A 12,874-nucleotide genomic window follows, 5' to 3' on the forward strand; every position below is an offset into this window, starting at 1 on the left:
GGCACGGTTGTGTGCGGGTGCGGGTCAGCCGGTGTTGCGCAGGCCCGCGGCCACGCCGTTGACGGTGAGGAGCAGGGCGCGGGCGAGCAGCGGGTCGGGCTCCTCGCCGGCGGCGGCCGCCTCGCGCTGCCGCTTGAGCAGGGCGACCTGGAGGTAGGAGATGGGGTCGAGGTAGGCGTCGCGGATGGTGAAGGTCTGCTTCAGTACGGGCGCGGCGTCGAGGAGTTCGTTCTCGCCGGTGACGCGGAGCACTTCGCGGACGGTCAGTTCGTGTTCGGCCTTGATGGTGTCGAAGACGTGCTTGAGCTCGTCGGGCACGAGGGTGTCGACGTAGTGCTGGGCGATCCGCAGGTCGGTCTTGGCGAGGGTCATCTCGACGTTGGAGATGAAGTTGCGGAAGAAGTGCCACTGCTGGTGCATCTCGTCGAGGACGGTGTCGAGGCCGGCCTCGCGCAGGGCCTTGAGGCCGGAGCCGACGCCGAACCAGCCGGGGACGATCTGCCGGGACTGGGTCCAGCCGAACACCCAGGGGATGGCGCGCAGGCCGTCGAGGGAGACGCCGGAGCCGGGGCGGCGGGAGGGCCGGGAGCCCAGGTGCAGGTCGGCGAGCTGGTCCACGGGTGTCGACGCGAGGAAGTACGTCGGCAGGTCGGGGTCCTCGACGAGGTTGCGGTAGGCGGCGTGGGCGGCGTCGGAGACGACGTCCATGGCGGCGTCCCAGCGGGCGAGGGCCTCGGTGGACTGACGGGGCGCGGTGTGCAGGGCGGAGGCCTGGAGGGTGGCGGCGACGGTCAGTTCGAGGTTCTCGCGGGCCAGGGACGGGATGAGGTACTTGTCGGAGATGACCTCGCCCTGTTCGGTGACCTTGATCTCGCCTTCGAGGGTGCCCCAGGGCTGGGCGAGGATGGCGTCGTGGGTGGGGCCGCCGCCGCGGCCGACGGTGCCGCCGCGGCCGTGGAAGAGGCGCAGGCGGACGCCGTAGCGGTGGGCCACGTCGCGCAGGCGGCGCTGGGCGCGGTGGATCTCCCACTGGCTGGTGGTGATGCCGCCGAACTTGGAGGAGTCGGAGTAGCCGAGCATGACCTCCTGGACGTCGCCCCGCAGCGCGACGAGGCGCCGGTAGGACGGGTCGGAGAGCATGTCCTCGAGGATGGTGTCGGCGGCCTTGAGCTCGTCGGTGGTCTCCAGCAGCGGCACGATGCCGATCTTGGCCCAGCCCGCGTGGAGGTCGAGGAGGCCGGCCTCGCGGGCGAGGACGGCGGCGGCGAAGACGTCGTCGGCGCCCTGGCACATGGAGATGATGTAGGACTCGATGACCTCGGGTCCGAAGACCTCCAGGGCCTTGCGCACGGTCTGGAAGACGCCGAGCGTCTTCTCGCCGGCGGCGTCGACGGGTGCGGGGGTGGGGGCGAGGGGCCTGCGGGAGCGCAGTTCCTTGGCGAGGAGCTTGGCGCGGTAGTCGCGGGGCATGTCGGCGTAGCGCCAGGATTCCTCGCCGAGCCGGTCGAAGAGCTGGCCGAGGGCGTGGTGGTGGGCGTCGGCGTGTTCGCGGACGTCCATGGTGGCGAGCTGGAGGCCGAAGGCGGCGAGGGTGCGGATGGTGCGGGCGAGGCGGCCGTCGGCGAAGAGGCCGCCGCGGTGGGCGCGCAGGGACTCCTGGATGATCCGCAGGTCGGCGAGGAGTTCGCCGGTGCCGAGGTAGTCGCGTCCGTCGACGTGGGGGGTGCCGTCGGCGAGGCGCTTCTTGGTGTTCTCCAGCTTCTGCCGGATGCAGGTGGCCTTGAGCCGGTAGGGCTCCTCGGCGTTGAGGCGCTTGTAGCGGGGGCTGATCTCGGGGAGGTTGTCGAGGTCGGCGTGGAGGGAGGTGAGCAGTTCCTCGGTGGCGCCGGCGTAGCGGATGGAGTTGGACAGGAAGCCGCGGAGCTCGTCGATGGTCTCCAGGGCGTCGTTGATGCCGTGCTCGTGCTGGAGGATGAGGACGTCCCAGGTCACCTGGGGGGTGACGTTGGGGTTGCCGTCGCGGTCGCCGCCGATCCAGGTGCCGAAGGTGAGGGGGCGGGTGTCGTCGGGGAGCTTGACGCCGGCGCGCTCCAGTTCGGCGGTGAGGTCCTCCAGGACGTCGCCGACGGCGCCGGCGTGGAGTTCGTCGAGGTAGTAGACGGCGTTGCGGGCCTCGTCGGCGGGCTCGGGGCGGACGACGCGCAGTTCGTCGGTCTGCCAGACGAGGTCGATGTTCTCGGCGAGCCGGGTGTCGAGGCGGCGGCGGTCGGACTCGATGACCGGGGTCTCCAGGAGCGCGGCGATGCGCCGGAGCTTGTTGAGGACGGACCGGCGGGCGGCCTCGGTGGGGTGTGCGGTGAACACGGGGCGGACGTTGAGGTTGCGGACCGTCTCGCGCAGGTGTTCGGGGTCGGCGTCCTTGAGGCGGTCGGCGGTGCGGGCGAGGAGTCCGCCCTCGGCGGCGCGGCGGGCGCGCAGCTCGCGGCCGCGGTGGACCTGCTCGGTGACGTTGGCCAGGTGGAAGTAGGTGGAGAAGGCGCGGACCAGCTTGGCCGCGGTGTCGAGTTCGGTGCCGCGCAGCAGCTCGGCGGCGGCCTCACCGTCCTCGCGGGTCAGTCGGCGTACCTTCTCGACGAGGTCCAGCAGCTCGGGGCCCTCCTGCCGGACGAGGGTCTCCCCGAGGAGGTCGCCCAGGCGGCGGATGTCGGCACGCAGCTCACTGCTCGTCGTGGTCTGGTCGTCGGCACTGCTCACAGGTGCGGCTCCTTGCAGTGTTGAAGCTCGTCTGGGAGGGGAACCCGGACGGCGTCTCGCGCGGCGGGCGCCGCTTACGGGGCGGGGCGTCCGGGAAGAAATCAGAGCGGACCGCGCTGTCCGACCGACTCAAGGATAGGTGTCGACCGGGACGCGCAGGCCGTCGGGCCCTTGCCGCGGAGCACCGCACTGCCATACTTACGATGCCGTAGGTTACGGAACCGTAGGGAGCACGGCACGGATTCCCGTGGCCCGGCCACACCATCTCCCTCCACATACCCCCCAGGGGACGCGTATGACCAGTAGTTCCGATGTGATCGAGGACGCCGCGAAGGCACCCGGTCGGTCCAGCGACGCCGCAGCCTCCGCCACGCTGGGTGGCGAGAAGAAGCGGTCCATCGAGCAGCTCGCCCTGCTCGTCTTCATCATCGTCCCGTTCGTCGCGCTGCTGGCGGCCGTGCCGCTGGCGTGGGGTTGGGGAGTGAGCTGGCTGGACCTCGGTCTGCTGGTCTTCTTCTACTTCCTGGGGTGCCACGGCATCACGATCGGGTTCCACCGCCACTTCACGCACGGCTCCTTCAAGGCCAAGCGCCCGCTGAAGATCGCCCTGGCGATCGCGGGGTCCATGGCGGTCGAGGGGCCCCTGGTGCGCTGGGTGGCCGACCACCGCAAGCACCACAAGTTCTCCGACGCCGAGGGCGACCCGCATTCGCCGTGGCGGTTCGGCGAGACGCTGCCGGCCCTGATGAAGGGCCTGTGGTGGGCGCACATCGGCTGGATGTTCGACGAGGAGCAGACGCCGCAGGAGAAGTACGCCCCGGACCTGGTCAAGGACAAGACGCTCCGCACCATCTCGCGCCAGTTCGTGCTGTGGACGGTGGTGTCGCTGGGGCTGCCGGCGCTGATCGGCGGTCTGGTGACGATGTCCTGGTGGGGCGCGTTCACGGCGTTCTTCTGGGGTTCGCTCGTGCGGGTGGCGCTGCTGCACCACGTGACCTGGTCGATCAACTCGATCTGCCACGCGGTGGGCAAGCGGCCGTTCAAGTCGCGTGACCGCTCGGGCAACGTGTGGTGGCTGGCGATCCTGTCGTGCGGCGAGTCCTGGCACAACCTGCACCACGCCGACCCGACGTCCGCGCGCCACGGCGTGATGCGCGGGCAGGTGGACTCCTCCGCCCGGCTGATCCGCTGGTTCGAGCTGGCGGGCTGGGCGTACGACGTGCGCTGGCCGTCACGCTCGCGTATCGATTCGCGCCGTACCGGCGGGGAAGGCGGCTCCCGGCGCGGGAAGGAACCCGCCGAGGCGGCATGATGGTCGCTGTGGCGACCGACTCGAGCAGCAATCCCAGCAATGACAAGCCGCGGCGAGTGCGTCGCACCCGTATGACCGGTGCCGAGCGCCGTCAGCAGCTGCTGGAGATCGGTCGCACGCTCTTCGCCGCGAAGGGCTTCGAGGGCACGTCGGTGGAGGAGATCGCGGCGAAGGCCGGGGTCTCCAAGCCGGTGGTGTACGAGCACTTCGGCGGCAAGGAGGGCCTGTACGCGGTGGTCGTGGACCGTGAGATGCGGTGCCTGCTGGACATGGTCACCGGCTCGCTGACCGCCGGTCACCCGCGCGAGCTGTGCGAACAGGCGGCGTTCGCGCTGCTGGACTACATCGAGGAGTACACGGACGGGTTCCGCATCCTGGTCCGTGACTCGCCCATCCCCCAGTCGACGGGGTCGTTCGCGTCGCTGATCTCGGACATCGCCACCCAGGTGGAGGACATCCTGGGCCGCGAGTTCAAGAGCCGCGGCTTCGACCCGAAGCTGGCCCCGCTGTACGCGCAGGCCCTGGTCGGGATGGTCGCGCTGACGGGTCAGTGGTGGCTGGACGTGCGCAAGCCGAGGAAGGCCGAGGTGGCCGCGCACCTGGTGAACCTGGCCTGGCACGGCCTGGACGGCCTGGAGGCCAAGCCCCACCTGATAGGCCGCCGCAAGGCCTGACCGCGCCGGCCGGGCCGCCCCCGGCCGTCAGTCCCCCCTGCGTGCCACGGCGAAGACGCGGCGGAAGGGGAACACGGTGCCGTGCGGGCCGGGCGGGTAGGCCGCGCGCAGGGCCGTGCGGTACTCGGCGACGAACGCCTCGCGCGCCGCGGGGTCGTCGCCGAGGGCGGTGAGGACGGGCCGCAGCCCGGTCCCCTCGACCCAGTCGAGGACCGGGTCCGGCCCGTGCAGCAGGTGGAGGTACGTCGTCTCCCACACGTCGGCCGCGCAGCCGAGCGCGGTCAGCCGCTCGTGGTAGGCCGCCGGGGAGAGGACGGCGTCGGCGTGGCGCAGGACGCCGTCGAGCCGGCCGCGCCAGCGGGGCGAGGCGGCGAGGGCGCGCATGAGGCGATGGCTGGGGGCGTCGAAGTTGCCGGGCACCTGGAAGGCGAGGGTGCCGCCGGGCTTCAGCGCGGCCGTCCAGTCCGCGAACCGTTCGGCGTGTCCGGGCACCCATTGCAGGGTGGCGTTGCTGACGATCAGGTCGTGCGGCTCGCCGGGTGTCCATGTGCGGGCGTCGGCGGGGGCGAAGTCCAGCCGGCCGCCGCCCGCGGTGGGCCCCTCGTGGTCCACGTGGGCCCGGTCGAGCATCTCGGCGGAGTTGTCGTAGCCGGTGATCCGCGCGGTGGGCCAGCGGCCGGCGAGCAGGGTGGTGACGTTGCCCGGGCCGCAGCCGAGGTCGGCGATGCGGGGGCGGTCCGGCGGCTGCGTGGGCAGGTCGGGGACGCGGGCCAGGAGATCGGCGAAGGGGCGGGCGCGGTGCCCGGCGTGCCGCAGGTACCGGTCGGGGTCCCAGGTGGGGGTGTCCGCGGGCATGGGTCCTCCAGGTGTCCGGCCGGTGTCCCCGGGTGCGGACGCTCGGCGCTGCACCCAGCGTGATCCCGCAAGTCTCTTGATGTCAAGAAGATCGACGTCAAGAGACTCTACGTCGACACAACCACTACACTGATCGTCATGGAGGACGAGGTCGATCGGCTGGTCGCAGCGTGGCGCCGGGAGCGCCCGGACCTCGACGTGGAACCGCTCGAGGTGCTCAGCCGCGTCAGCAGGCTGGCCAGGCACCTGGACCGGGCCCGGCGCCTGGCCTTCTCGGAACACAACCTGGAGCCGTGGGAGTTCGACGTGCTGACGGCGCTGCGCCGGGCGGGCACGCCGTACCAGCTCTCGCCGGGGCAGCTCCTCACCCAGACCCTGGTCACCTCGGGCACGATGACCAACCGCATCGACCGGCTGGCGAAGAAGGGCCTGGTGGAGCGCCTCCCGGACCCCAGCGACCGGCGGGGCGTGCTGGTGCGGCTGACGGACGAGGGCCGGGACCGCGCGGACCAGGCCCTGTCCGGACTGCTGGACCAGGAGCGGGCGATCCTCGCGGAGCTCTCCCGCGGCCAGCGCGGTGAGCTGGCCGGTCTGCTACGCCAGTTGACCGCCCCGTTCGACAACATCCCCGGCTAGGTCGGCCGGTCCCACCCCGGCCCGCCGGGCGAGGGCCACGGCGGCGAGCGTGGAGTGCACGCCGAGTTTGCCCAGCACGTTCTGCATATGGGTCCGCACGGTGTGCGGCGACAGGTACAGGCGCTCGGCGACGGCCTTGCGCCCCAGCCCCGCCACCATGCACCGCAGCACCTCGCGCTCCCGCGGCGTGAGCGACTCCACGAGCCGCTCGCTCTCGGTGCGGTGCTTGCGGGCGGCGGTCAGTTCGCGCAGCACCCCGGTCAGCAGGGCGGGCGGCAGATGCGTCTCGTCGCGCAGCACCCCGCGGATGACCGTGAGCAGCCGGGACAGCGAGCAGTCCTTGGCGACCCAGCCGCAGGCCCCCGCCTGAAGAGCGAGCGCGGCCCGCCGCGGGTCGTCCTTCTCGGCGAGCACGACGATCCGTACGTTCGGCTGCGCGGTGCGCACCCCGGTGACCAGGGAGATCCCGTCGACCAGCCCGTCCTCGTTGCCCTCCTGCACCGGCACGGCCGGGCGGGCGCCCGGGACCTTGCCGCCCAGGTCGGCGTCGACGAGGGCCACATCGAAGCGGCGCCCCTCGGCGACCGCCCGCTCCAGGCTGCGCAGGGCGGCCGGGCCGCTGCCCGCCGCGGACACCTCGACGTCGGGCTCGGCGGCCAGGGCCGCGGCGAGCGACTCGGCGAAGATGCGGTGGTCGTCGACGACCAGGACTCGGATGCGAACCACGTAACCCCCTTCCCCGATGCTCCCGAGGAGCAGGGGATCCCCATCGTCGGAAGACGACACCGCGCGGGCACGACGCCGGAGTGCGGTGACCGGCCGCGTCCGTGCTCGTCCGCAGCCGCACCGGGTCGCCGCAGCCGCACGGCCGCCGCCGTGCAGGAACCGCCACCCCCACCCCGGGCGTCGTACCCGGCTGTCTCGCCCCCTGAGCGGCACCGGCCCCCACCGGTGCTGTTCATCAGAGTACGGACGGGTGCCCGGAGCGGAAGGTTATTTGCAGAACTGACTGTCCGACGCGTTTATGGTGTGCCGCATGTTCCGTCTTGAGACAGAAGTCGACAAGGACCGACGTGATCTGCTCCGTACCCGGTTGCGGGACTCCAACACGACCGCCTCGGCGATCCTGCGCTCGCTGCGCGGAACGCCCGGCGAACGGGACGTCCCCTTGCATGTGTGGGCTGTGAACGAGACGGACGGCGATCTCGCCGGCGGGCTCGTCGGCTACACCTGGGCGACCTGGCTGCACGTGACGCACCTGTGGGTCGACGACCGCCACCGCGGCGCGGGCCTGGGCAGCCGCCTGCTCGCCCGCGCGGAGGACATCGCGCTCTCGCAGCGCTCCTGCCGCTTCTCCCGCCTGGAGACCTGGGACTTCCAGGCCCCCCGCTTCTACGAGAAGCAGGGGTACCGGGTGGCGTGCACCGTGCCGGACTACCCGCCCGGCGTCACGGAGTACTTGCTGACGAAAACGCTTCGGTGAGGCTCAGGCCAGCCGGCGGGCACCGGCCGACGGCACCGCTTCGAAGACCCGGGGCGCGGTGAAGCCCGCCGCCGCGAAGGCCTCCGTCACCGCCTTGCCGATCGCGTCGACGTCCGCCTCCTCCGCCAGGACGATCGCCGAGCCGCCGAAGCCGCCGCCGGTCATGCGGGCGCCCAGCGCACCGGCCGCCAGGGACGCCTCGACGACCAGGTCCAGCTCCGGGCAGGAGATGCGGAAGTCGTCCCGCAGGGAGGCGTGGCCCTCGACCAGGACGGGCCCGATGCCGCGGGTCTCGCCCGCCTCGAGCAGGGAGACCACGCGCTCCACCCGCCGGTCCTCGGTGACCACGTGCCGGACCAGGCGGCGGACCTCCTCCTCGTCGCCGAGGCGGTCCAGGGCCGCGTCCAGGTCGTCGTAGGGGATGTCGCGCAGGGCGTCGACGCCCAGCAGGGCCGCCCCCTTCTCGCAGCCCGCGCGGCGCTTGCCGTACTCGCCCTCGCTGTGGGAGTGCTTGACCTGGGTGTCGACGACCAGCAGGCGCAGGCCCTCGGCCGCCAGGTCGAAGGGGATCTGCTGCTGGGAGAGGTCCCGCGTGTCGAGGAACAGGGCGTGGCCCCGCGTGCAGCAGGCCGACGCCGTCTGGTCCATGATGCCGACGGGCGCGCCCACGTAGACGTTCTCCGCGCGCTGGCACAGGCGGGCCAGCTGCCAGCCGCGCAGGCCCAGGTCGAACAGGTCGTTCAGGGCCAGCGCGACCACGACCTCCAGGGCCGCCGAGGAGGACAGCCCGGCGCCCGGGGGGACCGTCGAGGCCAGGTGGACGTCCGCGCCGGTGACCGCGTGGCCTGCCTCCCGCAGGGCCCAGACCACGCCGGCCGGGTACGCCGTCCAGTCCTTGTCGGACTCGGGTGCCAGCGCGTCCAGGCGCAGTTCGGCGACGCCGGAGTCCACATCGGCGGAGTGCAGGCGCAGCACGCCGTCGTCGCGGCGGGAGACGGCCGCGACCGCCGTGTGCGGCAGGGCGAACGGCATGACGAAGCCGTCGTTGTAGTCGGTGTGCTCGCCGATGAGGTTCACGCGGCCCGGAGCCGCCCAGACCCCCTGCGGCCCCGTGCCGTACAGCTCGGTGAACCGTTCGGCGACCGTGCCGGCGACAGCCTCGCTCATGCCCTGCTCCCTGACCTACTCGTAGCTACTGCTTGCCGTGCCGCCGGGCGAAGTCCCACGCGTCGGCGACGATGCCCGCGAGATCCGCGCGGGACGGGTTCCAGCCCAGCTTCTCGCGGGCCGTGGCAGCGGACGCCACCAGGACCGCCGGGTCGCCGCCGCGGCGGGGGGCGACGACCTCGGGGATCGGGTGGCCGGTGACCCGGCGGACGGTGTCGATGACCTCGCGGACGGAGAAGCCGCTGCCGTTGCCGAGGTTGCAGATCAGGTGCTCGCCGGGGGTGGCGGCCCTCAGCGCCAGCAGGTGGGCCTCGGCCAGGTCGGCGACGTGGATGTAGTCGCGCACGCAGGTGCCGTCCGGCGTCGGGTAGTCCTCGCCGAAGACGGAGATCGCCTCGCGCCGGCCCTGCGCCACCTGGAGGACCAGGGGGATCAGGTGGGACTCGGGGTCGTGGCGCTCGCCGAACTGCCCGTAGGCGCCCGCCACGTTGAAGTAGCGCAGGGAGACCGCGCCCAGGCCGTGCGCCGCCGCCTCGCCGGTGATCATGTGGTCGACCGCGAGCTTCGAGGCGCCGTAGGGGTTGGTGGGCCGGGTGGGGGCGGACTCGACGATCGGGACCTGCTCCGGTTCGCCGTAGGTGGCGGCCGTGGAGGAGAAGACCAGCGTGCGCACGCCCGCCTCGCGCATGGCGTCGAGCAGGGCCATGGTGCCGCCGACGTTGTTGTCCCAGTACTTCTCCGGCTTCACGACCGACTCGCCGACCTGGGAGGAGGCGGCGAAGTGCAGGACGCCGTCGAAGGAGGAGTCCAGCCATTTGGCGGCGTCGCGGATGTCGCCCTCGACGAAGGAGGCCCCGGCCGGGACGCCTTCGCGGAAGCCGGTGGAGAGGTCGTCGAGGACGACGACCTCGTGGCCGGCCTCCAGCAGGTGCTGGGCGACCACACCGCCGACGTATCCCGCGCCGCCCGTCACCAGGTACTTCCCGCTCATGAACTCGCTACCTCTCGCAGTCGCTCGGCCGCGCGCTCCGGCGGCACGTCGTTGATGAACACGTTCATGCCGGACTCGGAACCCGCGAGAAACTTCAGCTTGCCGGAAGTGCGGCGGATGGTGAAAAGCTCGAGGTGCAGTGCGAAGTCCTCGCGCACGACCCCGTCGAACTCCTCCAGCGCGCCGAACGGTGCCTGGTGCCAGGCCGCGATGTACGGCGTCGGCGGCTCGCCCTCACCGAAGATCCGGTCGAAGCGCCTCAACAGTTCCAGGTAGACCTGGGGGAATTCTGTGCGCGCGGCCTCGTCCAGGGCGAGCAGGTCGGGCACCCGCCGCTTGGGGTACAGGTGGACCTCGTAGGGCCAGTGCGCCGCGTACGGCACGAAGGCCACCCAGTGCTCGCCCTCCAGGACGACCCGCTCCCCGGCGAGTTCGCGCCGCACGACGGCGTCGAAGAGGTTCTCCCCGCCCGTCGCCTCCTTGTGGGCCGCGGCCGAACGGAGCATCAGCGCGGTGCGCGGGGTGGTGAAGGGGTAGGCGTAGATCTGCCCGTGCGGGTGCTGGAGCGTCACGCCGATCTCGGCGCCCCGGTTCTCGAAGCAGAACACCTGCTCGACGGCGGGCAGATGGGACAGCTCCGCGGTGCGGTCGGTCCAGGCTTCCAGCACCAGGCGCACCTGCTCCTCGTCGAGGTCGGCGAAGGAGGCGTCGTGGTCGGAGGTGAAGCAGACGACCTCGCAGCGGCCCGAGTCGCCGGCGAGGGAGGGGAAGCGGTTCTCGAAGACGGCGACGTCGTAGGAGGAGTCGGGGATCTCGCTGAGCCGGTCGCCCTCGGAGGGGCACAGGGGGCACTCGTCGGCCGGCGGGTGGTAGGTGCGGCCCTGGCGGTGCGAGGCGACGGCGACCGCGTCGCCGAGCAGGGGGTCGCGGCGGATCTCCGACGTGGTGACCGTGCGGTCCAGGGGACGGCGGTCGACCGCGTCCCGGACGGTGTCGTCCCGCAGGTCGTAGTAGAGGAGCTCGCGGCCGTCGGCCAGCCGGGTCGAGGTCTTCTTCACGCCGGACTCCCTCATCCTGCTCACTCGGCTTCACCCTCAGCCTTCAGGCACAGCCTTCAAACACAGTCTTCAAACATAACCCAACATATTGAAACACAACTCACCACAGCGGGTCAACATCACAATCAAACAAAGAGCACCACCCGACGTGTTCAATGACGGAACGCGGAGAAGTGGATTTCCGCCAGGTATCGGTTCGCGCAACGAAGCGAGGGCTCATGCATCCCCCCCTGTATCTGTCGGCCGAGTATCTGTCGGCCGAGCTGCGGCTCCCCACCAACTGGCTCGACTACACGATCCTCGGCATCTACTTCGTCGTGGTCCTCGGCATCGGCTTCGCCGCGCGCCGGTCGGTGAAGACCAGCCTGGACTTCTTCCTGTCGGGCCGCTCCCTGCCCGCCTGGGTCACCGGGCTGGCGTTCATCGCCGCCAACCTGGGGGCCACCGAGATCCTCGGCATGGCCGCCAACAGCGCCCAGTACGGCGTCTACACCACGCACTGGTACTGGATCGGCGCCATCCCGGCCATGGTCTTCCTGGGCCTGGTGATGATGCCCTTCTACTACGGCTCCAAGGTGCGCTCGGTCCCCGAGTTCCTGCTGCTGCGCTTCGACAAGGCGGCGCACCTGCTCAGTTCGATCCTGTTCGCCTTCGCGGCCATCCTCATCGCCGGGGTCAACCTGTACGCCCTGGCGATCGTCGTGGAGGCCCTGCTGGGCTGGCCGGAGTGGGTGGCGATCGTGGTCGCCGGGTTCTTCGTACTCGCGTACATCACGCTCGGCGGCCTGTCCTCGGCGATCTACAACGAGGTCCTTCAGTTCTTCGTCATCCTGGCCGCGCTCATCCCCATCACCGTGCTCGGGCTGAAGAGCGTCGGCGGCTGGGACGGGCTGTCGGACTCCCTCACCGAGTCCCGCGGCGCCGACTTCATGACGTCCTGGGGCGGCACCGGCATCGGCAGCGACAACCCGCTGGGCGCCAACTGGCTGACCATCGTCCTCGGGCTCGGCTTCGTGCTCTCCTTCGGCTACTGGACGACGAACTTCGCCGAGGTGCAGCGCGCCCTGTCCGCCAAGAACCTCTCCGCCGCCCAGCGCACCCCGCTGATCGCCGCGTTCCCCAAGATCTTCATCGTGTTCCTGGTGATGATCCCGGGCCTGGTCGCCGCGGTCCTGGTGCCGAAGATCGGTACGGCGGACTCCGATCTGCAGTACAACGACGCCATCCCCTACCTGATGGAGCAACTGCTGCCCAACGGTGTGCTGGGCATCGCCGTGACCGGTCTGCTCGCGGCGTTCATGGCGGGCATGGCGGCCAACGTGTCGTCGTTCAACACGGTGTTCACGACCGACATCTGGGCCAAGTACATCGTCCGGGACCGCGAGGACGAGTACTACGTGCGCTTCGGCCGGCTCATCACCGCGGTCGGCGTCCTGGCGTCCATCGGCACGGCGTTCCTGGCCCGGTCCTTCTCGAACATCATGGCCTACCTCCAGACGCTGTTCTCCTTCTTCAACGTGCCGATGTTCGTGGTGTTCATCATCGGCATGTTCTGGAGGCGGGCATCGGTCAAGTCCGGCTTCTGGGGGCTGCTGGCGGGCACCACGGCGGCGATGGTCAACTACTTCGTCCTCTACAAGCAGGACGTCATCGACATCCCCTCCGACCAGGGGGCCAACTTCGTCTCGGCGATCGCGGGATTCGTCGCGGGCGCGGTCGTGATGGTGGCGGTGTCGCTGTTCACCAAGCCCAAGCCGGCGATGGAACTCCAGGGCCTGGTCTACGGCACGACCTCTCCCGGCATGTCCGAGCCGCCGGCGCCCGGGGACGAGGCGTGGTACCGCAGGCCGGCGCTGCTGGGCTGGGGCGCGGTGATCCTGGCCGCGGCCTGCTACATCCCGTTCTCGTTCTGACGGGTCACGCTTTTTCGAGGGAGGATTGACA

The 12,874-nt window shown here is 71.0% G+C and carries 11 protein-coding genes; 5 read left to right on the forward strand and 6 right to left on the reverse strand.

The features are described 5' to 3' along the window. Window positions 1–24 precede the first annotated feature (24 nt). A complete protein-coding gene (ppc, locus tag ACZ6ZN_RS26350; protein WP_398111088.1) occupies window positions 25–2,754 on the reverse strand; it encodes a phosphoenolpyruvate carboxylase in 2,730 nt (909 codons plus the stop codon). Between the two features lie 295 nt (window positions 2,755–3,049). On the opposite strand from ppc, the gene ACZ6ZN_RS26355 reads away from it, so the two are divergent. Both ACZ6ZN_RS26355 and ACZ6ZN_RS26360 read left to right on the forward strand, forming a co-directional pair. Then, a complete protein-coding gene (locus tag ACZ6ZN_RS26355) occupies window positions 3,050–4,066 on the forward strand; it encodes an acyl-CoA desaturase (protein WP_398111087.1) in 1,017 nt (338 codons plus the stop codon). Further along, window positions 4,063–4,740, forward strand: a complete 678-nt coding sequence (locus ACZ6ZN_RS26360) for a TetR family transcriptional regulator (RefSeq protein ID WP_398111086.1) — start codon at window positions 4,063–4,065, stop codon at window positions 4,738–4,740. The genes ACZ6ZN_RS26355 and ACZ6ZN_RS26360 overlap by 4 nt, the downstream gene beginning before the upstream one ends. A gap of 27 nt (window positions 4,741–4,767) precedes the next feature. Here the strand turns inward: ACZ6ZN_RS26360 and ACZ6ZN_RS26365 are convergent, their stop codons facing one another. Further along, window positions 4,768–5,595: a trans-aconitate 2-methyltransferase gene (locus ACZ6ZN_RS26365; protein WP_469650001.1), complete on the reverse strand. Its 828-nt coding sequence runs from the start codon at window positions 5,593–5,595 to the stop codon at window positions 4,768–4,770. A gap of 138 nt (window positions 5,596–5,733) precedes the next feature. On the opposite strand from ACZ6ZN_RS26365, the gene tamR reads away from it, so the two are divergent. Beyond that, on the forward strand, window positions 5,734–6,231 hold the full coding sequence (tamR, locus tag ACZ6ZN_RS26370; protein ID WP_451876749.1) for a MarR family transcriptional regulator TamR: 498 nt from the start codon (window positions 5,734–5,736) through the stop codon (window positions 6,229–6,231). On the opposite strand, the gene ACZ6ZN_RS26375 is transcribed toward tamR, so the two are convergent. Further along, the gene (locus ACZ6ZN_RS26375; RefSeq protein ID WP_398111083.1) at window positions 6,190–6,957 is read right to left on the reverse strand and encodes a LuxR C-terminal-related transcriptional regulator; all 768 of its coding nucleotides are present in this window, start codon (window positions 6,955–6,957) and stop codon (window positions 6,190–6,192) included. The two genes, tamR and ACZ6ZN_RS26375, sit on opposite strands and share 42 nt — an antisense overlap. A gap of 298 nt (window positions 6,958–7,255) precedes the next feature. Between ACZ6ZN_RS26375 and ACZ6ZN_RS26380 the strand changes: the two genes are divergently transcribed. Further along, window positions 7,256–7,714: a GNAT family N-acetyltransferase gene (locus ACZ6ZN_RS26380; protein ID WP_398111082.1), complete on the forward strand. Its 459-nt coding sequence runs from the start codon at window positions 7,256–7,258 to the stop codon at window positions 7,712–7,714. Window positions 7,715–7,717: 3 nt separating this feature from the next. On the opposite strand, the gene galK is transcribed toward ACZ6ZN_RS26380, so the two are convergent. Genes galK through galT form a run of 3 tightly spaced genes read right to left on the reverse strand, consistent with a single transcriptional unit; the run spans window position 7,718 to window position 10,930 of the window. Next, window positions 7,718–8,881 (reverse strand): galactokinase, encoded by a 1,164-nt coding sequence (gene galK / locus ACZ6ZN_RS26385; RefSeq protein ID WP_469650006.1) that lies wholly within the window; start codon window positions 8,879–8,881, stop codon window positions 7,718–7,720. Between the two features lie 25 nt (window positions 8,882–8,906). Then, window positions 8,907–9,872 carry a UDP-glucose 4-epimerase GalE gene (gene galE / locus ACZ6ZN_RS26390; RefSeq protein WP_469650008.1) on the reverse strand — a complete coding sequence of 322 codons (966 nt, stop codon included), beginning with the start codon at window positions 9,870–9,872 and terminating at the stop codon, window positions 8,907–8,909. After that, the gene (galT, locus tag ACZ6ZN_RS26395) at window positions 9,869–10,930 is read right to left on the reverse strand and encodes a galactose-1-phosphate uridylyltransferase (protein WP_398111079.1); all 1,062 of its coding nucleotides are present in this window, start codon (window positions 10,928–10,930) and stop codon (window positions 9,869–9,871) included. Before galT ends, galE begins: the two co-directional genes overlap by 4 nt. 218 nt (window positions 10,931–11,148) lie before the next feature. On the opposite strand from galT, the gene ACZ6ZN_RS26400 reads away from it, so the two are divergent. Then, window positions 11,149–12,843 (forward strand): sodium:solute symporter family protein, encoded by a 1,695-nt coding sequence (locus ACZ6ZN_RS26400; protein WP_469650010.1) that lies wholly within the window; start codon window positions 11,149–11,151, stop codon window positions 12,841–12,843. The last annotated feature ends 31 nt before the right edge of the window (window positions 12,844–12,874 follow it).

The organism is Streptomyces sp. NPDC053665, assembly GCF_055585285.1.